Source organism: Candidatus Polarisedimenticolia bacterium (assembly GCA_036001465.1).
GTDB lineage: Bacteria > Acidobacteriota > Polarisedimenticolia > Gp22-AA2 > Gp22-AA2 > Gp22-AA3.
The window spans coordinates 1-20018 of sequence record DASYUH010000059.1 but is presented as its reverse complement, the minus strand read 5'-3'; the positions used below and the strand labels follow the sequence as shown (position 1 = coordinate 20018).

Here is a 20018-nt window from a genome sequence, read left to right as displayed (position 1 = left end):
GGTGGTGCTGACGCCGTCCACCAGCGTGATGACGTCGGTATCTCGGGCGCCGTGGATGTTGGGGTTGCCGTCGCCGTCGGTGTCGGTGACCCCCGGCGCCAGGGACAGGATGTCCTGGTAGTTGCGCCCCAGGATCGGCAGCGCATCGATGAACTCCGAGGAAAACGACGTCTGGGTCGTGGTCTCGTCGAGGTTCACAATTTGAGGCTTGGCCCGCACCTGCACGCGCTCGCTCATCTTGGACTGGGGCTGCAGCACGATCCGGATGGTCGTGAGCCTCCCGGCGGACACCTCGAGGTCGGTGAACTCGACCGTCGCGAAACCGGGGAAGGTGGCCCGCACCGAGTAGTCCGTTCCCGCGGGGAGCGAGGCGACCTGGAATCCGCCCGCGCCGTCGCTGACGGCGCCGCGGGCCGGAATTCCCAGCTTGGGGCTCGACACGGTGAGCGTGACGCCGGGAAGGGGAGTGCCGGTCTCGTCCATGACGACGCCGCGAATCAGGCCGGTCGCCTGGGCGCGGACGGCCCCCGGCCAGAGGACGAAGCAGAGGGCGAGCACCCCTCCCAGGCGGATCAACGGTTTAGGCATGTGGACGTCGTGTCCCCCAGGCGGCGTAGTGCTTGCTTATATACCATCACAGCCCCACGCCCGCCACGATGAAGTTCCTGCCATGGCTGTCCGAGGCCCGGTGTATCGCGCAGTTCGGATCCCGGTCACCGTCGTCCGCGGGCGGTCGCTCCGGGGCCGGCGCGCGAACCGGCCGGTTTCCCGGACCTGGCGGAGCGGTTTCGACGCAAGCCGTGACCGGCAAGGGCTCCGGCGGAGACGTCCGCCCGGATCGCGCCCCCTTCCAACGGGTGGCATGCGCCCTGCAGCACGCCGCTCCCGTCGGAATCGCGCGTGGAGCGAATTCATGAGCTTGGGGGAGTTTGGGAGTGGACCACATCAACCGATCGGCTCTCCAACCGAGAGGTCCATCCCTTTCCACGACGCGGGTGGGGGATCCGACGATCCCCCCTCCCCCAAGATTTTCTCTCACGAAGGGAGGTCCCATGACACGAAGGAGTCCGCAGTTCCTGGCCACGGTCCTGGCGCTCGCCATGGCGGCCCTGTCGGTCGCTCCGGCAGCGGCCAGCGGCGCATCGTCCGCGGCGCCGGCCGCGATGGTGAACATCAATTCGGCCGGCGTCGACGAGCTGGTGACGCTGCCGGGGATCGGCAAGGCGTACGCCGAGAGGATCGTCGAGTACCGGCAGAAGAACGGCCCGTTCAAGAAGGTCGAGGACATCCTGAATGTCCGCGGGATCGGAGAGAAGACCTTCGATCGCATCAAGGACCGCCTGACGCTCGGCAAGAGCTGACGGTCCGCGCCGGGGGCGAGGTCGGCTTCTCTCTTCCCGAGGCCGCCCTCGCCCTCGTTCTGCTCGGGCTCCTGGCCGCGGCCGCCGCCCCGGCCCTTTTCGCGGCCCTGTCGCGGGAGCGCGTGGTGAGCGCGGCCCGCGAGCTGGAGCAGGAGATGTCCCGCCTGCGCTCCGAGGCGATCGCCTCCAGGCGCAACGTCGCGATGCGCCTCAGCTGGTCGCCGGGCCGCTACGCCTACGCCTTCTATGCCGACGGCGACGGCGACGGGGTGCGATCGGACGACATCGACGCCGGGCGCGATCCCCTCATCGGAGCGTCCCGCGATCTGGCCTCGCGCTATGAGGGGATCGACTTCGGCCTGCTCGATGTTCCGATCCCCGAGGTGCCTCCGGGAGGCACGAGCCTGCTGCCCGGGGCCGACCCGGTGCGCTTCGGCCGCTCCGACATCATCACCTTCACGCCGCACGGGACCTCGAGCAGCGGCACGCTGTACGTGAGCGACGGCAACGCGACCGTGGCCGCGGTGGTGGTCTACGGCGGCACGGGACGGCTGCGCCTCTGGCGTTTCGATCGGGACCGCTGGGTGTGGGTGCGCTAGCGCTCCAAGGACCCCGGCGGGGTGCACGGGCAGGTCCCTCTCTCAGCGCGCCCCGGAGAGGGACGGGAGAAAGGTCGTGAGGTCGGTGAAGCGGTGCAGCAGGCGATCCGGGCGCGCCTCCAGGAGATCCTCGCGGGTCGCCGAACCGGTGGGGACGGCATACACCGCGACGCCGGCGCGTCGGCCTGCCTCCACGTCCAGCGGCATGTCCCCGACGTAGACGACCTCCTCCGGGGACAGGCCGATCCTCATGATGATGATCTCCAGCATCTCCGGATCGGGCTTCGGTTGCTGCACGTCGTTCGGTCCAAGCACCTCGGCGAACAGGTGGTCGAACTCGAGCGCCCGCAGGATGTCGCGCGCGAAGTACGACGGCTTGTTGCTGGCGATGGCCATCTGGTATCCCCGCCGATCCAGGGTGTCCAGCGTCTCCTTCACTTGAGGGAGGATGGTGGTCTTGCGCTCGCAGATCTGGGCGTACGATTCGCGAAAGAGGTTCACGCCGTCGTCCACGCGATCGGCGCCTACGGCCCGGGCGATGAGCCGTTCCAGGCCGTGGCCGACCATCGGGCGGATCTCCTCGGCGGGGAAGGGAGGCAGGGAGAACGAGGAGCGGACGTGGTTGAGGCTCTCCGCGATCGCCTCGTACGAATCGATCAGCGTCCCGTCAAAATCGAAAATGATGCCGCGAATCAACTGAAGGCTTCCCCTGTTGGGGCCCATCCTAGCACCCCGTCCCGCGCCGGATCAAGCCGCGCCCGGCCGCCCCAACCCGCGACGTGGCAAGCACTTCGGGAGGGGCCGCCGTTGCTGGCCGATCGCCGCGCGTGCTAAGATGCCCGTCGAAAAGGGGATTGCGCCCTGGACATCAGCCTGGTCCTCCTGCGGACCGCCCTCGCCCTCTACGCCCTGGGGTTCATCAACTCCTTCATCCCGCTCCTGGCGCGCCTGAAGACGGGGCGCATCACGCCCTTCCTGTCGCTGACGGGCTGGGTGGCCCACACCGCCGCGCTCTGGACTCTGGGCGTCGGCCTGGAGCGCTGCCCCCTGGGGACCGTGCCCGAGATCCTGTCCGTTCTCTCCTGGAGCGTCATCCTGATCTACCTGGCCGTCTACTGGCGCTATCGCCTGGACGTCCTGCACGTGGTGATCCTCCCGCTGGTCCTCGTCGTGCAGTTCGTCTCGGGGCTCTTGCCGGAGGACGTGATCCCCGTGGCGGCCCCCTTGCGCCCCTCTTTGCTCCGTTTCCACCTGACGGTGATCATCTTCGCCGTGGCCGCCCTGTTCATCACGTTCGCCGCCAGCCTGGCCTATGTGCTTCTGGATCGAGCGCTCAAGGCCAAGCGGCCCCAGCGCCTGATCCCGAAGCTGCCGTCCCTCATACAATGCGACACGGTGGGCCGGGTGTCCCTGTTGTGGGCCTTTCCGCTCTTGACGCTCGGGATCATCACCGGCGCCACCGTCAGCGCCAGCATCAACCGCACCTTCTGGACCTGGCAGGCGAAGGAGACCCTGGCCGTGATGGCCTGGGTCATCCTCGCGGTCGTCCTGATCCTGCGGCTCGGGTGGGGCTGGCGGGGGCGGAACGCCGCCCTTCTGACCATCGTGGCATTTTTCGCGGTTCTCCTGCGCATGATGGGAGTCTACTGAGCCATGCCGATCGTCTTTGGCATGAACCACCGGAGCGCGCCTCTCGCCGTGCGCGAGCGCGTGGCGTTTCCCGAGGCCGGGATAAGGGATGCGGTCGCCCGGCTCCGGGGCGTGACCGGGGTGGAGGAGGCCCTGCTCCTCTCCACCTGCAACCGGACCGAGCTCATCGTGACCACCCAGGCGGCGGACGCGGGCGCGATCCTGGCGGGCTTTCTCCGGACCGAGCGCCCGGTCACCGCGGAGGAGCTGGAGCGCCATTGCTACGTGCACCGGGGCGACGAAGCGGTCCGGCACGTCTTCCGCACGACCTCGTCCCTGGATTCGATGGTGATTGGCGAGGCCCAGATCCTGGGGCAGGTGAAGGACGCGTACGCCACGGCCGGCCAGGCAGGATGCCTGGGCCCGGTCCTCGACGCGCTGTTCCGCCGGGCCTTCAGCGCCGCCAAGAGGGTCCGGACTGAGACCGGCATCGCCAGGAACCCGGTCTCGATCGCATGCGCGGCCGTCTCGCTGGCGCGCGACATCTTCGGGGACCTGCACGACAACACGGTCCTCATCGTCGGGGCCGGCAAGATGGCGCGGCTGGCGGCGCTTCACTTGAAGCACGACGGCGTGCGCTCGGTGGTGGTGGTGAACCGCTCCTTCCAGAACGCCGACGATCTGGCTCGGGAGCTCGGCGGCCAGGCCGTCCCCTTCGACCGCCTGTTCGAGGAGATGGAGCGTGCCGACATCGTCATCGCCTCGACCGCGGCGCCGCACCGGGTGGTCGGCCGGGAGGACGCCCTTCGCGTGATCCGGGCCCGCCGCGGCCGGCCGATCTTCTTCATCGACATCGCCGTGCCGCGCGACGTCGACCCCGCGGTCAACGAGATCGACAACGTCTATCTCTACGACCTCGACGACCTGCAGGGCGTGGTGAAAGCCAACCTGGACGACCGTCTCCACGAGCTGCAGTCGGCCGAGGCGATCATCGAGCACGAGGTGAATGCGTTTCTCGCATGGCGTAAATCGCTCGAGGTCACCCCGACGATCGTCGAGCTGAGGCAGCGCCTGCACGAGATGGCTCTGGGCGAGCTGGAGCGCTTCCACTCACGCCTGGGGGATCTTTCGCCCGGGCAGGCGGAGGCGGTGCGGCACCTGGCGGTCTCCCTGGTCAACAAGCTCCTGCACCAGCCGACCGTGGCGCTGAAGCGCGCCGCCGCGCTCAACGGCGGGGGCCTGCGGATCGAGCTGATCCGCGAGATCTTCGGGATGGATGCCAGGCCCGCGGCGCAGGACGAGGCCGTCGCCGGACGGGTGGAGCCTGCCGGCCCGGACGAGGCACCCGTCCGCCATCAGGAACAACAGCCGATTCGCCGCCAGGACGAGCGGTGAGCCCGGCGTGAGGTCTTTCGTCATCGGCAGCCGGGGCAGTCGCCTGGCGCTCTGGCAGGCGGAATGGGTGCGCGCCCGGATCGTGGCGGCCGGCCGCGCCGCCCGCATCGCCATCATCCACACCGCGGGGGACCGTACCCTGGACCAACCGCTCGCCGCCATGGGCGGGAAGGGGGTGTTCGTCAAGGAAATCGAAGAGGCGCTCCTGTCCGGCACGGTCGACCTCGCGGCGCACAGCCTGAAGGACCTGCCGACGGCGCATCCGGACGGGCTCCGGATCGCCTGCCTGCCGCCGCGCGAGGACCCGCGCGATGTCCTGCTCGCCGCGGGCGCGCCGGGCTTCGCCGGCCTGCCGCGGGGGGCCGTCGTCGGCACCGGCAGCCCGAGGCGCGCCTGCCAGGTCCGGGCCCTCCGCTCCGATCTGGAGATCCGCGACCTGCGCGGCAATGTCGATACCCGCCTCGCGAAGCTGAAGCGCGGCGACTACGACGCCATCCTCCTCGCCCGGGCGGGGCTGATCCGCCTCGGGATCGACCTGGAGGGAACGGTGCTGGGATTCGACGAGATGCTCCCCGCCCCGGGGCAGGGCGCGATGGCGATCGAGATCCGCGCGGGGGACGGGGAGCTCGAGGAGCTCCTGCGCCCGCATCACCACGCGCCGACGGCCGCCGCGATCACGGCGGAGCGCGCCTTCCTGCGCGGCCTCGGCGGAGGCTGCCAGGCGCCGATTGCCGCGGTCGGTGAGGTCGACGGCTCCCGCCTCAGCCTGCGCGGCCTGGTCGCGGGACCCGACGGGCGGCCGCTCCTGAAGGCCCGCCGCGAGGGGGGAGTGGTCGAGGCGGAATCCCTCGGTCTGGCCTTGGCGAAGGATCTCCTGTCGCGCGGAGCGGGGGGCTGTCTCGAAGGGCCGCCCGCGCCGCTGCCCGAGGCGCCGTGAGTCGCGGCAGGCGGCCGGCCGGCACGGTCTACCTCGTCGGCGCGGGCCCGGGCGATCCCGGCCTGATCACCTCGCGCGGGCGTGATCTGCTGTCCCGAGCCGACGTGGTCATCCGCGACGCGCTGGCCTCACGGGACCTGCTGGACCTGGCGCCGCCTCCTGCCGAGATCATCCTCGCCGGCAAGCGCGGCGGCCGCGCCGGCGCCGACCAGGGGGCGGTCAATCGCCTCATGATCGACCGGGCGCGGCGCGGGCTGACGGTCGTGCGCCTGAAGGGGGGCGATCCGACCTTGTTCGGCCGGGTGGGCGAGGAGGCCTCGGCCCTGAGGCGGGCGCGGATCCCGTTCGAGATCGTTCCGGGTGTGACCGCCGCCCTCGGAGCCGCCGCCTTCACCGGCATCCCGCTCACCGATCGTCGGCACGCTTCGACGGTGACGTTCGCCACGGGCCACCTCGACCCCGGGAAGGAGGACGGAGGAACCGACTGGGAGGCGCTGGCCCGCTCCGGCACCCTGGTGCTCTACATGGGGGTCAGGCGGCTTGCCGGGATCGTGGGACGCCTCAGGAACGCCGGGATGGCGGGGACGACCCCCGTGGCCCTGGTGCGGTGGGCCACCCTCCCGGAGCAGAGGGTCCTGGTGGGCACCTTGCAGGACATCGCCGGTCGGGCCCGCGCCGCCCGCATCGATCCCCCCGCGCTCCTCATCGCCGGAAACGTCGTGCGCCTGCGGCGCGTCCTCGACTGGCAGGCCCGGCTGCCCCTGCGTGGCCGGACGATCGTGATCACCCGGCCCCGCCACCAGGCCGCCCCGTTCGCCGACGCCCTGCGCGCGCAGGGGGCGAGGGTCCTCCTGGCTCCGGTCATCGATCTGCTGCCGCCGCGATCCTATGCTCCCCTCGACCGGGCGATCGCCCGGCTCGGCGCCTACGACGCGCTCATCTTCACCAGCGCCAACGGGGTGGCGCGCTTCTTCTCCCGCCTCGACGCCAGGGGCGCCGACGTCCGCGACCTGAAAGGGGTCGAGATCATCGCCATCGGCCCGGCGACGGCGGCGGCCGTGGAGGCGCACGGATTGCGGGTGGGGATGGTTCCGGACGAGTTCCGGGCCGAGGGGATCCTCGAGGCGCTGTCGCGGCGCGACCTGCGCGGCGCGCGCGTCCTGATCCCGCGGGCGACCGTGGCGCGCGACGTCCTGATCCGGGCGCTGCGGGGGCGGGGGGCCGACGTGGAGGTCGTGCCGGTCTACCGCACCGTCCCGTCGCGCGAAGGGGCCGCGCAGGTCCGGGAGGCGCTCCGTTCGGGCCGCCTGGATCTGGTCGCCTTCACCTCGTCCTCGACGGTGACCTCGTTCGCGGCGCTTTTCCGGGGCCGGCGCGACGCGCGGCTCCTGAGGAGGGTCGCGGTCGCCGCCATCGGCCCGATCACCGCCGCCACGGCCCGGCGCGTGGGATTCCGGGTCGTCGTGGTGCCGCGAGCCTACACGGTGGACGGACTGGCGGAGGCGATCGTGCGGCGGTTCAGAAGTTCCCCTTCTGGAACTCCTCGAGGGACGTGATCCCCTGGCCGACGTAGGCCAGGCAGTCGGCCCGAAGGGGGCTCATGCCGGCGCGGCGCCCTTCGCGCTCGATCTCGCCCGGCGATCCCCCCGATGAAACGAGCAGCGCGATCTCGGGCGTCCCCTCCAGGACCTCCCACAGGGCGACGCGCCCGGTGTAACCCGGGCTCAGGGGCCCGCACCGGTCGCAGCCGGTCGCCTGATGGACCTTCAGGTCGAGGGCCTCATCCGAGGTCAATCCCATCATCTTGAGGACCCGGTCAGAGACCTGGGCCGGCTTCCGGCAGGCTTCGCAGAGCCGCCGCACCAGCCGCTGGTTGACGATCAGCTTCAGGGCCGAGGCCAGTGCGGCCGCATCGACACGGTGCCACAGGATCGCCGCAGGCGCCTGCGAAGCGCGGCGAGCCTGGATCGAGGCGACCACCAGGCAGGACGCGGCGCTTTCCACCGCGAGGTCCGCCATCTCGGCGCTCTGAATCTCGGGCAGGAAGACAATCTCGCTGCCGGGGATCGAGGCGAGGATTTTCCGGCAGGCCGCGGCATCGGGCGGGACCGAAACCTCCTCCTGGCGGATTCCTTCGAGCCCCACGATCTGGGGAGCGTCGATCGACAGGACCCGCCTTCGACCCTCGGCGAGCTGGGCCATGAGCGAGTAGCGCGTGGTCTGCAGTCCATTGTGCGGCGGGGAGCTCAGGACCACCAGGCCGTGCGGGAGCGACATCGCCTGCCGCAGCCGCTCCAGATCGTGGGCGCTCAACCCGAGATTCGGAAGCGGTCTGATGAAATCGGCGCGTTCGATGATCTTGACCAGGTAGCTTTCGGCGCTGGCGGATGGGACGCGGCGCACGACCACGTCGATCCGGCGGTCCCCCGACTTGACCGCCAGCCGCCCGGCGGCCTGCCCATGGCTGCCCGGCAGGGACGCGACGGTGTTCAGCGCCCGCGACAGACCGGCCGCCGAAGCGCGGGTCGGGAGCTTGGCCCGGTACAGGTTGCCGTCGATGCGGAAGAACAGCGAAAGTGCCGTGTTCCGGATCTCGAGCTGGACGAGAGAGGTCCGTTTCGAGATCGCCTCCGACAGGATCGTCTGCAGAATGGCCGATCCCTCCTCGGGGACGAAGGGGGCCGCGGCGACCGGCGCGGCGGGAGGAGGGCGGGGCGCCTCGACGGGGGGCGCCGCGACGTGCTCGGGGACCCGGGCGGCCGGGGCCGGCGGAGCGGCCTGCGCCGCGGAGGGCGGCTCCGCGAAGGCCTCCTCGAGCTCCCGATCGTCGATCGGGGCTGCGGCGGCCGAGGCCCCGGATCTCTTCCGCCGCGCCGGGGTCTGGGCGGCCGGGGCCTTCCTCGGACCCGCCGGGCCGGCGGCAGGTCCGGCCCCGCTTTCCGCCGCCGCGCGGGCTGCCGGGTGCGCCACGGCGGCCGTCGCCGGCTCAGGCGCGGGATCGGCCCCCTCGCCGGCCCGCAGGGCGGCGATTTCTTTCGGGAAGAGGTCCTGCAGCCGCAGCAGGATGTCGCTCTCGGAAGCATTCATCGGAATGACGCGGCAGTTCGTCAGGCTCTGCACCTGGTCGATCGTTTCGACGTCGGTCGGGCCGGCCATGGCAAGCGTCAGGACCTCCATGCCGCCGATCTCCTCCTTGGTGATCGGGAGGATCTTCTTGCGGTAGCACAGCGCCACCGTGACGGTGGTCACAAGCGAAGCATCGACCAGGCCCTTCGAGAGATCGAGGGTGTGCACCCCGGCGGGCGTCTGCTTCTTGACCACCAGTTCCAGGTTCTGGCGGGACACGAAACCGAGCTCCACCAGCGCGTCCTCGAGCGTGGTCTTGCGGTTCTGCTGCCAGCGCAACGCCGAGACCAGCTGATCGGTGGACAACAGGTTGGAACGGATGAGGGCTTCGCCGGCCGACCCCGTCGCCCCTTTCAGGATGTCGCGCTCTTCCTTCAGCTCGTCGGGAGCCCCGTTCCAGAAGCTCTCGAGATACTCGGCGTCCGACTGGCAGAAGCAGCGAAAGCAGAACGGGCAGAGCTTGGAGGCGCTGTGGGCGCTGCAGCTGCACCAGATCGCCGATACGGCGTCGAACTCGCCGAGACAGGACCAGCACTGGGTCGGATACTCTCGCGACACACGCGCTCCTGGCGGATGTCCGTCCCGCCGGGACGATGGGCGGGCCAAGGCGGACCCCGGCCTGTCGAATATAGGACCCGGATGGCGTATTTGCAACAAACGCAAGGACTTGTCAACAAACGGTTTCTTGACTGCCCCACCTCCGTGTGCTAGGGTTACGCTTCCCTTGAAGGAGCCAGCGTGCCCCCCGCGGCCGGCCCGTTGAAGACCACTCCGCTCGTCCGCCTGTTCCGCGACATGGGAGCGCGGCTCGTCGACTTCGCGGGCTGGGAGCTGCCGGTCCAGTTCTCTTCGGTCATCGAGGAGCACCTGGCGGTCAGGAGCCGTGCCGGGCTGTTCGATGTGTCGCACATGGGCGAAATCGAGATTCGCGGCGGCGCGGCCATGGACCTGGTGCAGATGGTCACCTGCAACGACGCCGCCCGGCTCGGCCCGGGCCAGGCCCAGTACACGGTCCTGACCACCGAGAAGGGGACCTTCGTCGACGACATCCTCGTCTATCGCCGCGGCGATCGGGAGTTCCTGCTCGTCGTGAACGCCTCGAACACGGACAAGGACTTCGCCTGGATCGCGGCGCACGCGAAGGGCGATGTGGAGGTCGTGAACGCTTCGGCGCGCTGGGCGCAGCTGGCCCTGCAGGGACCGAAGGCGGAGACGATCCTGCAGGGACTCCTGACCGCGCCCCTGGCGGGGCTCCGCCCCTTCCGGTTCATCGAGACCGAGGTGCAGGGGACGCGTTCCATCGTGTCGCGGACCGGCTACACCGGGGAGGACGGCTTCGAGATCTACCTGCCTCCCCAGGCGGCGGCCGACCTCTATCAGGCGCTCCTGCGCGCCGGAGCGCCGCATGGCCTCCTGCCGTGCGGCCTGGGCGCGCGCGACACGCTCCGCCTCGAGGCGCGCATGCTCCTCTACGGCAACGACGTCGACGAGACGACCACCGTCCTCGAAGCGGGACTGGACGGGATCGTCCGGCTGGAGAAGGGGCCGTTCATCGGCCGGGAGTCCCTGAGGCGGGAGAAGGACGGAGGGCCCGGGCGCCTGCTCATGGGGTTCGAGATGATCGACCCGGGGGTCCCGCGCCACGGCTACCCCGTCCGGGTCGGCGGCGAGGCGTCGGGGCAAGTGACCTCCGGAACCGTCGGGCCCTCCGTGAAGAAGAGCATCGGTCTGGCGTATTTCCCCGTCCCGGCGGCGCGGACGGGGACGCGCTTCGCAGTGAACATACGAGGGCGCGACGCCCAGGCGATGATTGTGCCCACGCCGTTCTACAGACGACCGCACTGAGGAGGCTTCTGTTGAGCAAAGGTGACGGCATCTACCCCGACGATCTGAAGTACACGAAAGAGCACGAGTGGATTACCGTCCAGGGCGGCATCGGCACGGTCGGGATCACCCATTACGCCCAGTCGGAGCTGGGGGACATCGTCTACGTGGAGGTTCCCGCCGCCGGGGCGCCGGTCGTCGGTGGCGAGGAGTTCGGCACGGTGGAATCGGTCAAGGCCGTCTCGGAGATCTTCGCGCCGGTCTCGGGAGAGGTCCTCGAGGTCAACCCGCGGCTCGCGGCGCATCCCGAGACCGTCAACAAGGACCCGTACGGGGACGGCTGGCTCCTGAAGATACGACTGGCCGATCCGAAGGAGCTCGACGCCCTGATGTCCGCGGCCCAGTACCGCAAGTACATCGAGGAAGAAGCCAACTGAAATGGGGGACGGCCACCGCTACATCCCGGCATCGGACGCCGACCGGGAGGCGATGCTCCGCACGATCGGCGTCTCGAGCATCGACGATCTGTTCGCCTCGCTGCCGGCCGCTCTGCGCCTGCAGGCCCCGCTCGCGCTCGGTCCGGCCCTGGCGGAGCAGGACCTGTGGGCCCACCTCGAGGGGCGCGCGCGGGAGAACCGGCTTCCCACGCCCGGCTCGCAGTTCCTGGGAGGGGGGGCATACCGGCATCACGCCCCGGCGCTCGTCGATCACCTGATCGGGCGGACGGAGTTCTACTCGTCGTACACCCCTTACCAGCCGGAGATCAGCCAGGGGACGCTCCAGGCGATCTTCGAGTATCAGACGCTCATCTGCCAGCTCACCGAGCTCGACATCAGCAACGCCTCGATGTACGACGGTGCCTCGGCGCTGGCCGAGGCGATCCTGATGGCCGAGAGGACGGCACGCGCCGGCCGGGTCGTCATCAGCGACAGGCTCCATCCGGAGTACCTCCAGGTCTGCCGCACCCACCTGGCGAACCTGGACATCGCCATCGCGACCTTCACGGCGCGGGGGGACGGCACGGCCGACCCCGAGGCGGCCCGGCGGATCCTGCGCCAGACCAGGACGAGCGCCCTCGTCGTCCAGCATCCCAACTTCTTCGGCTGCCTGGAGGAGGTCGAGGCGCTCGCCGCCGCGGCCCGCGAAGCGCAGGCCCACCTGATCGTGGCCGTGACCGAGCCGGTCTCCCTGGGGCTCCTGAAGGGGCCGGGGAGTCAGGGGGCCGACGTCGTGGCGGGGGAGGGGCACTCGTTCGGCGTGCCGCTGTCGTTCGGAGGTCCCTTTCTGGGGATCCTTGCCGCGCGGCAGTCCTTCCTGCGAAACCTCCCCGGGCGCCTCGTGGGCGAGTCGCGCGACGTGGACGGCCGGCGCGGCTACGTCCTGACGCTGTCGACCCGCGAGCAGCACATCCGCCGGGAGAAGGCCACCTCCAACATCTGCACCAATGAAGGGCTGTGCGCCCTGATCGCCTCGATCTTCCTGGCCGCCGCCGGCAAGAGCGGGCTGCGCGAGCTCGCCGTGCACAATCACGCCAAGGCGGCGTACGCGCGGAAGGCGCTGGGCGCCGCGCGCGGCTGCTCCCTGCCCTACGGCGCGCCGATCTTCAACGAGTTCACGGTCCGCCTGCCGGTGACGGCCGAAGCCGCCGTGGCGCAGCTGGCCGATCGCAGCCTGATCCCCGGGATCCCGCTGTCGCGCTATTTCGAGGGCATGGATCGCGACCTTCTGGTGTGCGTAACCGAGATGAACGCGCGCGCCGAGATCGATCGGCTGGCCGAGGAGCTGGGGAGGCTCGGCTGATGGAGCCGCGAAGCCTCCGGGAGCCCGAGCGGCTCCTCTTCGAGCTGTCGCGGCCGGGGCGGCGCGGCTTCGCCCTGCCTCCTCTGGACGTGCCGGAGCCCGGGCGTTTCGACCTCGACCCGCGCTACACCCGGACATCGATCGAGGGGTTTCCGGAGCTGAGCGAGGTCGAGGTGGTGCGGCACTATACGCGTCTGTCGAGGCTGAACTATGCCATCGACCTGGGGCTCTATCCGCTCGGCTCCTGCACGATGAAGTACAACCCGAAGGTGCACGAGCGGATCGCGCGCCTGGCCGGGTTCGCCGACGCCCACCCCCAGCTCCCCGAGGCCGCCGCCCAGGGCTGCCTGCGCCTGATGCACGATCTCGAGCGTGCCCTGTGCGCCATCTGCGGCATGGATCGCTTCACCCTGCAGCCGGCGGCCGGCGCCCAGGGAGAGCTGGCGGGGATCATGATGGTCCGCGCCTACCACAGGGATCGCGGCAATCCGCGCCAGGTGGTCCTGATCCCCGACTCGGCGCATGGCACCAATCCCGCCAGCGCCCACATCGCCGGCTACCGGGTGGAGCAGATCCCCTCCAACCAGCGCGGCTGCGTCGACCTGGCGGTTCTCCGCCGCCGCATGGCGGACGATGTCGCCCTCCTCATGCTGACCAATCCGAATACGCTCGGCGTGTTCGAGGGAGAGATCCAGGAGATCGCCGGCGCGGTCCACGCCAAGGGGGGGCTGCTGTACATGGACGGCGCGAACCTGAACGCCTTCATCGGCGTCGCCCGGCCGGGCGACATGGGCGTGGACCTGCACCATCTCAACCTGCACAAGACCTTCTCGACGCCGCACGGCGGCGGAGGACCCGGAGCCGGCCCGGTCGGCGTCAAGAAGCACCTCGAGCCCTACCTGCCGGTCCCCACGGTCGAGCAGGAGGGCCCGAAGTTCGTCCTGAACCACGACCGTCCGAAGAGCATCGGCAAGGTGCGCTCGTTCTTCGGCAACTTCGGGATGTTCGTGCGCGCCTTTTCCTACATCCTGGCGCTCGGGCCCGACGGCCTCAGGAGAATGGCCGAGACCGCCGTCCTCAACGCCAACTACATCCGACGCAGGCTCCAGGACACGTATCACCTGCCGTACTCGGAACCGTCCCTGCACGAGGTGGTGCTCACCGACCACCACCTCGAGGAGACCGGGGTGCACACGCTCGACATCGCGAAGCGCCTGATGGACTATGGATTCCACCCGCCGACGATCTACTTCCCGCTGATCGTCAAGGGGGCGCTCATGATCGAGCCGACCGAGAGCGAGAGCCGCGAGGAGCTCGATGCCTTCATCGAGGCGATGCTCCGGATCGACGAGGAGGCCCGCCGCGATCCCGAGCTCGTGCGCACCGCGCCCCATACGACGCCGGTCCGGAGGCTCGACGAGGTCGGCGCCGCCCGCACCCCGGTCCTCCGCTGGCTGCCGCCTCGCTGAGCACGCGGCCCTGCCGAATATTCGGCACGCTTCGAAGCGTCAGTTGAGATCGACGCCCTCGGGAAGGCGCCTGATCACCATGTTCGGGAAGCAGCGCATCTGGCAGCCGAGCGCCTCGACCTCGTTGCCGCTCTTGCGGGAGACGTAGCGGAAGGCACAGTTGCGGCAATCGCCGTTCCAGCAGTACTTGCTGTAGGCCAGGTCGAGGTTCATGAACTGCAGGACGCGCAGGAGGGTGTTGTTCTCCGGCACGTCGTAGTTCTTGCCGTTGATCGTGACGGTGATCAGCTTCTCGTACGCCTCGAGGACGGTCGACTCCATGACCAATCGGGATCTCCGATCTGCGCAGTGGCCATGGAAAACTTAAGTGTGCGGAGACCCAAGGGCAAGCGGCGGAGCGGGCGGCCTCAGGACCGGCGGGAGGAGGCAGGTTCGATGAGACCGTATCGCCGGAGGTGCGGGTGGAGCCGCTCGAGCGGCAGGCCGATCACGTTCGTGTAACTCCCCTCAATCGAGGCGATGAACAAGGCGCCGATCCCCTGCAACGCGTAGGCGCCTGCCTTGTCCATTCCTTCGCCGGTCGCGGCGTACCAGGCGATCTCCTCCGCGGTCATGGGCACGAACGTCACGAGCGACTCGGCGCGTTCGCTCACGAGCGACTCCTCCGGGAGGGCGCGCAGGGCGACGGCGGTGATCACGTGGTGCGTGCGTCCGGAGAGCAGCCCGAGCATGCGGCGCGCGTCCGCGGGATCGCGGGGCTTCCCGAGAATCGTTCCGTCGATCGCCACGACGGTGTCGGCGGCGATGGCCAGGGCCGGCCCCGGGGGCGCCGGCAGGGCCCGGACCTTGGCGCGGGCCAGCCGCGCCGCCAGGTCGCCGGGCGCCTCTCCGGGGAGCGGCGACTCGTCGACGTCGGCCGGCTGGACGCTGAAGTCGAGGCCGGCCTGGCGCAGCAGGTGGGAACGGCGGGGGGACGCGGACACGAGAATCAGCGCGCGGCGCGACATCGCCTCAGACCCGGCGGAAGAACACGACGAGGGCCGCGATCGCGGCCGCGGCGCCGAGGATGGTCAGCCTCAGGACGATGCCACCGGTCAGCGTCAGAACGCGCAGATCCAGTTCCCACGGTGAGCCGGTCCCGATCGTGATCCCGGCGGACAGCGCGCGGCCCGCCGCCGACTCGGGGAAGGCCTTGCCGGCTATGTCGCCCAGGGCCGTGCCGAGCATGCCGGCCAGGATGACGATGACCACCAGGTGCCAGAACTGCAGCCCCGTACGGGCCACCTAGAAACCCACCCGCTTGTTCGTCTCGTCCACGCCGGGAATTTCGCCGTAGGTCTTCTCGTACTGCTCGATGTTCTGGGCGAGGGCCCGGCAGAGCTGCTTGGCGTGCAGCGGCGTCGTCAGGACCCGGCTCAGGATCTTCACCTCGGGCTTGCCTGGGACGATGCGGCCCAGGTCGAGGATGAACTCGGAGCGGTTGTGCACGATGCTGCCGAAGTTCACGTAGATCCCCTCGGCGACGGCGTCGTCGATCCGGGCGCGCAGCTGGATCTCCTGCGGCGGCTTGTTGTCCATGGGCCTCCTCGTCGGCCGGCGTGATCAGGGCGGAGACGCCCCGGGCGTCCGGACCGGGTGCCACTCTAGCGGATCGAGCCGGGGCGGCGCAATTTGACCGGCCGCCGGGCCGACCCTATAATCTCCGGGCCCGTTCGAATCGGATGCATTCCGCCCGCAATGGAGAACCGTTGGCGCCCCGCATCGCGTCACCCTGGAAGGCCTTCCTGGCCGCCGCCGCCCTGGCGAGCGCGGGAGGGTGGCTGGTCGGCGCGGCTCCGGACGACCCGCCTCCGGGACAGGGAATCTCCGTAGGGGCGCCGGCGCAACCCGTCACACCGCCGCCGCTTCCCGGCGGACCCGCTCCCGATCTGGCGATCGTCTTCACCGATCAGGTCGTCGGGTACGTCGAACCCTGCGGCTGACCGCACAATCCTCGCGGAGGGCTGGCCCGGCGGGCCGGTTACAGGAACGCGTTCCGCAGGTCGTACCCCGCGTCGCCGATCCTGTTCGTGGACGCCGGCGACTGGACCGGCGATCCGACGCCCCAGGGCGGGATGCAGACGGACGCTCTGATCGAAGGGATGAACGCCCTGGGGTACAAGGTCGCGAACCTCTCCCTGAGGGAGCTCGCGCAGGGATACGACCTCTTCGCGGCGCGCCGCAAGAAGGCCCAGTTCGAGTTCGTCTCCGCCAACCTCGTCTGGCAGGACAGCGGCGAGCCGGTGGTCCCCCCGACGACGATCCTCAAGACGACGCTCCGCGAGGGGGCCAAATCGAAGGACGTGCGCATCGGCTTCATCGGGCTGACCCGCCACGATCCCGCCTTCCTGAAGGAAGGACCGGGATCGCGGCGCATCGTCACGATCGATCCGATCGCGGCCGCCGAAAAGTGGGTCCCGCCGTTGAAGTCGAAGGCCGACCTCGTGGTGGCGCTCGTGGCCATGGATCTCGACAAGGCGCGGCAGATGCCGAAGAAAGTCAAGGACATCGATCTCATCCTGGGAGGGGATTCGGCGCCCGGCCGCACCGGCATGCAGACGCGCACCGACGACTTCCCGGAGGACACCCAGATAGGCCGAACCCGCGTGCTCTACGCCGGTGATCAGGGGAAGTTCCTGGGAGAAGTGCGCCTGTTCTTCGAAGGCAATCGGGCGTTCGCCTCGTCGCAGCGCGCCGTCATCGGCCTGTCGCGCGAGTGGCCGGACGATCCGAGGCTTGCCGCCGTGATGGAATCGGCGAAGGTGGCGATCAACGAGTACAACAAGGCCCAGACGCTGGCCCAGAGCCCGTTTGCCGGCCCCGGCCCCGCCGTCGCCCCCGTCCCCGCGCCGCCCGCCGAGCCGGCGTACGTCGGGTCGGAGCGCTGCGCGGGATGCCACGATCAGGCCTTTGCAGTCTGGGCCAAATCGGGCCATGCCCGGGCCTTCCAGACCCTGATCGCGAATCAGCAAGACTTCAACCCCAAGTGCCTCCCGTGCCACACCATCGGCTACCAGAAGCGGAGCGGCTACACCGACCCGAAAGCCACTCCGCAGCTCATCAACGTCGGGTGCGAGTCGTGCCACGGCCCGGGCAGCCGCCACCTGGAGCAGCTGGACAAAGGGTACGGACGCACCGACACGCTCTCCTGCGTCACCTGCCATACCCGGGAGAACAGCCCCGACTTCGTGCCGGCCGAGTACATCCCGAAAGTCCGTCACTGGGACGACCAGCGCACCCAGCGCTAGAAGCCTTCTCGAACCGGTTCCTTGACCTGCTTTCCCACGGCGTATACCTTACGGCCATGAGCGGCACGACGCGGCGAACGCGCGACGGGAACGCCGGCCCGGTGGGACGGACCCTGGCGTTCGACTACGGTGACAGGCGGATCGGCATCGCCGTGAGCGATCCGATGGGGATGGCCGCCCGACCTCTCATGACGCTGACCCGCACGACCTGGGCGCGCGACCTGGAGCGGATTCACGGCATCATCCGGGAGCACGAGGTGCGCCGCATCGTGGTGGGGCTGCCCCTGGACATGGATGGCCGCCGCGGTGCGCGGGCCCGCGTGACCGAGGGGTTCATCGAAAAGATCAAGGGGGCCACCGGGCTGCCCGTCATTCCCTGGGACGAGCGACTGACGACCGTGCAGGCGGAGAGGATCCTGATCTCCGGCGACGTCCGCCGCGAACGCCGCCGCCAGGTGATCGACCAGGTGGCGGCCGTGATCCTCCTGCAGGCCTACCTCGACTCGCGTGCCGCGGAGGACGGCGCGGGGTGCGGGGAGGAGGAATGACGCGGCCCGTTCCCTCCTGGCTCAAGGATCACTGGCTCCTCGGCGCCAGCGCCGCGGTCTTCCTCGTCCTCGTCGCCACCGTCTCGGCCCACGTCCTGCTCTGGTCCTCGATCCCGTACCGCGGCCACGGAGCCGCCTTCTCCATCATCGAGATCCCGGAGGGGACCGGAGCGTCGCGCGCGGTGGAGATCCTGGTGGAGCACGGCATCGTGCAGCGCTCGCCTCTGGCGCTGCTCTACCTGCGCCTGACCGGGCGCACGCGCGGCGTCAAGGCGGGGGAGTACTATTTCACGCGGCCGATGACGCCCGGAGAGGTGTTCGACAAGATCATCTCCGGCGACGTGTACTACCACCGGGTGACCATCCCGGAGGGAGCGCGCTCCGACGAGGTGTTCGCCGAATTCGTGCGGGCCGGGTTCGGGAGCGAAGCGGAATACCGGGACCTGTTCCGCGACGTGTCGCTGATCGCCGACCTCGATCCCGAAGCGACGGACCTCGAGGGGTACCTGCACCCCGACACCTACACGCTCCAGAAGGGGGCGCGGCCCAAATCCATCGTGGCGATGATGGTCGCCCGCTTCCGGGAAGTGTTCGAGCCCTCCTGGATCCAGAAGGTGAAGCAACGCGGGCTCAGCGTGCGCGAGGCGGTTGCCATGGCGTCGATGGTGGAGTGGGAGACGGCGCACCCCGACGAGAACCCTCTCGTGGCGTCCGTCTTCTACAACCGCCTGCGCCTGGGGATGAGGCTGCAGTGCGATCCGACTGTCATCTATGCACTCGCCATGCGCAATGCGTTCGACGGGAATCTCCGGAAGGACGATCTGCAGATCGACTCGCGTTACAACACGTACCGGTACTCCGGGCTGCCGCCCGGGCCGATCGGCAACCCGGGGGCCGCGGCCCTGCAGGCCGCCGTCGAGCCGGCGGAGACCGATTACCTGTATTTCGTGTCGATGAACACGGGGCGGCACTATTTCTCGACCAACCTGCGCGAGCACAACCGGGCGGTCTGGGAGTACCAGGTCAAGCCGTTCAGGCAGCGAAGGGCCGTGTCCCCTCGGTCGCGAGGCCGTGGAAATTGATCGCGCGGCGCCGCACCTGGTCGGTGATCCGTTCCGAGATGACCCCGCGGATGTCGATCTCCCCCGCGCTGTAGCACGCAAAATGGAACCGGCAGAAGCCCAGGCGTACGGCGGGACCCGGGCAGCGGACGACTCCTCCCCAGCTCGACGTGAAGCGGCACCTCTCCATGGTGTTCCTCCCCGGGTGGAGTATCGGAGACCGGCGGGTCGGCGGTCAAGCGCGTCTCTCGCGGGACGGTACCGCCGGCCGCAAGCCTGTCGTTGACGCGCCGGGGTCCGGCGACTACGATCCGCCCGCCATGGCGGACATCGGCCGGCTCGAGATCATCGCCGCCCTCGTATCGATCGCGGGCCTGGTCCTGTGCGTCCGCGGCAGCTGGCGTCTGATCCAGTCCATCAGGGCGCGCTTCACCTACGGCTCGCCGTATCGCAGCGGCACGATCCAGGACCGCCTGTTCGGGCTGCTTCTCGAGATCCCGGTCTTCCTGATCGGAGCGGCGCTCGCCTTCCTGTCGCTCGCTCAGTCGGCCTTTCAGCCGAACGAGACGACCGTGCGTGTCGGGCAGATCGAGGCCCGCCGCTCGGGCTGGGCCAGGGTGTCGGTGCGCCTGGTCCCCGATCCGCTTTACCCCCTGGACCGGGTTCTGGAAGGGGAGATCGGCGGGGCGCGATGGGCCGTGGCCGGCGACTTCATCACCTGGGAGCCCGGCATCAAGTGGCTCGGCTTCCACGACGGTCACCGCGTGCGCTCACTCATCGGAACGAACGACTCGACGGGCATGACGCCCGCCGGGCGCGTCGACCGCACGCCGGTGGATACGCTGCCTTTTGCCGCGGCCCGACTCGCCTCGGCGGCCCGCTTCCTGCCGTTCCTCCGGATCCACACCGAGACCTCGACGTGGTTCCCCATCGCCGATCGTCAGGTCATGATCCTCTACGCCATCGGTCCGGGCTACCTCGC

23 protein-coding genes are annotated in these 20018 nt (G+C 69.8%); 15 read left to right on the top strand and 8 right to left on the bottom strand.

The window, feature by feature from the left end; all coding sequences use genetic code 11:
• Nucleotides 1-588 (bottom strand): carboxypeptidase-like regulatory domain-containing protein (locus VGV60_12170; protein ID HEV8702019.1); only part of this gene is annotated, 588 nt, incomplete at its 3' end.
• Nucleotides 589-1052: 464 nt separating this feature from the next.
• Here VGV60_12170 and VGV60_12165 point away from each other — a divergent pair.
• Together VGV60_12165 and VGV60_12160 are read left to right on the top strand one after the other, a co-directional pair.
• Complete coding sequence (locus tag VGV60_12165; protein ID HEV8702018.1) at nt 1053-1361, top strand: helix-hairpin-helix domain-containing protein; 309 nt, start codon at nt 1053-1055, stop codon at nt 1359-1361.
• Nucleotides 1362-1486: 125 nt separating this feature from the next.
• Nucleotides 1487-1960, top strand: coding sequence for a GspH/FimT family protein (locus tag VGV60_12160; GenBank protein HEV8702017.1), 474 nt, complete (start codon nt 1487-1489; stop codon nt 1958-1960).
• A 42-nt stretch (nt 1961-2002) separates the two neighbouring features.
• On the opposite strand, the gene VGV60_12155 is transcribed toward VGV60_12160, so the two are convergent.
• On the bottom strand, nt 2003-2656 hold the full coding sequence (locus tag VGV60_12155) for an HAD-IA family hydrolase (GenBank protein ID HEV8702016.1): 654 nt from the start codon (nt 2654-2656) through the stop codon (nt 2003-2005).
• Nucleotides 2657-2953: 297 nt separating this feature from the next.
• Here VGV60_12155 and ccsA point away from each other — a divergent pair, with 297 nt between their 5' ends.
• From ccsA to cobA, 4 genes are read left to right on the top strand one after another with little or no spacing between them, the layout of a single operon-like run.
• A complete protein-coding gene (ccsA, locus tag VGV60_12150) occupies nt 2954-3610 on the top strand; it encodes a cytochrome c biogenesis protein CcsA (GenBank protein ID HEV8702015.1) in 657 nt (218 codons plus the stop codon).
• 3 nt (nt 3611-3613) lie between these two features.
• On the top strand, nt 3614-4984 hold the full coding sequence (gene hemA / locus VGV60_12145; GenBank protein ID HEV8702014.1) for a glutamyl-tRNA reductase: 1371 nt from the start codon (nt 3614-3616) through the stop codon (nt 4982-4984).
• Between the two features lie 7 nt (nt 4985-4991).
• Entirely contained in the window at nt 4992-5921 is a 930-nt protein-coding gene (hemC, locus tag VGV60_12140; protein ID HEV8702013.1) for a hydroxymethylbilane synthase, read from the top strand.
• A complete protein-coding gene (cobA, locus tag VGV60_12135; protein ID HEV8702012.1) occupies nt 5918-7477 on the top strand; it encodes a uroporphyrinogen-III C-methyltransferase in 1560 nt (519 codons plus the stop codon). Before hemC ends, cobA begins: the two co-directional genes overlap by 4 nt.
• Here cobA and VGV60_12130 read toward each other — a convergent pair.
• Nucleotides 7440-9605, bottom strand: a complete 2166-nt coding sequence (locus tag VGV60_12130; GenBank protein HEV8702011.1) for an ATPase, T2SS/T4P/T4SS family — start codon at nt 9603-9605, stop codon at nt 7440-7442. The genes cobA and VGV60_12130 overlap by 38 nt on opposite strands.
• A 180-nt stretch (nt 9606-9785) precedes the next feature.
• Here VGV60_12130 and gcvT point away from each other — a divergent pair, with 180 nt between their 5' ends.
• Genes gcvT through gcvPB form a run of 4 tightly spaced genes read left to right on the top strand, consistent with a single transcriptional unit; the run spans nt 9786 to nt 14140 of the window.
• Nucleotides 9786-10892, top strand: a complete 1107-nt coding sequence (gene gcvT / locus VGV60_12125) for a glycine cleavage system aminomethyltransferase GcvT (GenBank protein HEV8702010.1) — start codon at nt 9786-9788, stop codon at nt 10890-10892.
• Between the two features lie 11 nt (nt 10893-10903).
• On the top strand, nt 10904-11308 hold the full coding sequence (gene gcvH / locus VGV60_12120; protein ID HEV8702009.1) for a glycine cleavage system protein GcvH: 405 nt from the start codon (nt 10904-10906) through the stop codon (nt 11306-11308).
• A 1-nt stretch (nt 11309) separates the two neighbouring features.
• Entirely contained in the window at nt 11310-12671 is a 1362-nt protein-coding gene (gcvPA, locus tag VGV60_12115) for an aminomethyl-transferring glycine dehydrogenase subunit GcvPA (protein ID HEV8702008.1), read from the top strand.
• Nucleotides 12671-14140 (top strand): aminomethyl-transferring glycine dehydrogenase subunit GcvPB, encoded by a 1470-nt coding sequence (gene gcvPB / locus VGV60_12110; GenBank protein ID HEV8702007.1) that lies wholly within the window; start codon nt 12671-12673, stop codon nt 14138-14140. Before gcvPA ends, gcvPB begins: the two co-directional genes overlap by 1 nt.
• A gap of 39 nt (nt 14141-14179) precedes the next feature.
• On the opposite strand, the gene VGV60_12105 is transcribed toward gcvPB, so the two are convergent.
• From VGV60_12105 to VGV60_12090, 4 genes are all read right to left on the bottom strand, one after another.
• Nucleotides 14180-14461: a 2Fe-2S iron-sulfur cluster-binding protein gene (locus tag VGV60_12105; protein ID HEV8702006.1), complete on the bottom strand. Its 282-nt coding sequence runs from the start codon at nt 14459-14461 to the stop codon at nt 14180-14182.
• Nucleotides 14462-14547: 86 nt separating this feature from the next.
• Nucleotides 14548-15147 carry a Maf family protein gene (locus tag VGV60_12100; protein ID HEV8702005.1) on the bottom strand — a complete coding sequence of 200 codons (600 nt, stop codon included), beginning with the start codon at nt 15145-15147 and terminating at the stop codon, nt 14548-14550.
• Nucleotides 15148-15151: 4 nt separating this feature from the next.
• Entirely contained in the window at nt 15152-15424 is a 273-nt protein-coding gene (locus VGV60_12095; GenBank protein HEV8702004.1) for a DUF4321 domain-containing protein, read from the bottom strand.
• Nucleotides 15425-15718 (bottom strand): DUF3467 domain-containing protein, encoded by a 294-nt coding sequence (locus VGV60_12090; protein ID HEV8702003.1) that lies wholly within the window; start codon nt 15716-15718, stop codon nt 15425-15427. It abuts the gene before it with no gap.
• Between the two features lie 170 nt (nt 15719-15888).
• Between VGV60_12090 and VGV60_12085 the strand changes: the two genes are divergently transcribed.
• The 4 genes from VGV60_12085 to mltG all read left to right on the top strand — a co-directional run bounded on the left by VGV60_12085 (nt 15889) and on the right by mltG (nt 19057).
• Entirely contained in the window at nt 15889-16122 is a 234-nt protein-coding gene (locus tag VGV60_12085) for a hypothetical protein (protein ID HEV8702002.1), read from the top strand.
• A gap of 87 nt (nt 16123-16209) precedes the next feature.
• On the top strand, nt 16210-17427 hold the full coding sequence (locus VGV60_12080; GenBank protein HEV8702001.1) for a multiheme c-type cytochrome: 1218 nt from the start codon (nt 16210-16212) through the stop codon (nt 17425-17427).
• 56 nt (nt 17428-17483) lie between these two features.
• A complete protein-coding gene (gene ruvX, locus VGV60_12075) occupies nt 17484-17975 on the top strand; it encodes a Holliday junction resolvase RuvX (protein HEV8702000.1) in 492 nt (163 codons plus the stop codon).
• Entirely contained in the window at nt 17972-19057 is a 1086-nt protein-coding gene (gene mltG / locus VGV60_12070; GenBank protein ID HEV8701999.1) for an endolytic transglycosylase MltG, read from the top strand. Before ruvX ends, mltG begins: the two co-directional genes overlap by 4 nt.
• Here the strand turns inward: mltG and VGV60_12065 are convergent.
• Nucleotides 19008-19226, bottom strand: coding sequence for a hypothetical protein (locus VGV60_12065; GenBank protein HEV8701998.1), 219 nt, complete (start codon nt 19224-19226; stop codon nt 19008-19010). The genes mltG and VGV60_12065 overlap by 50 nt on opposite strands.
• 130 nt (nt 19227-19356) lie before the next feature.
• Between VGV60_12065 and VGV60_12060 the strand changes: the two genes are divergently transcribed.
• On the top strand, nt 19357-20018 hold a 662-nt coding region (locus VGV60_12060; GenBank protein ID HEV8701997.1), incomplete at its 3' end, for a hypothetical protein.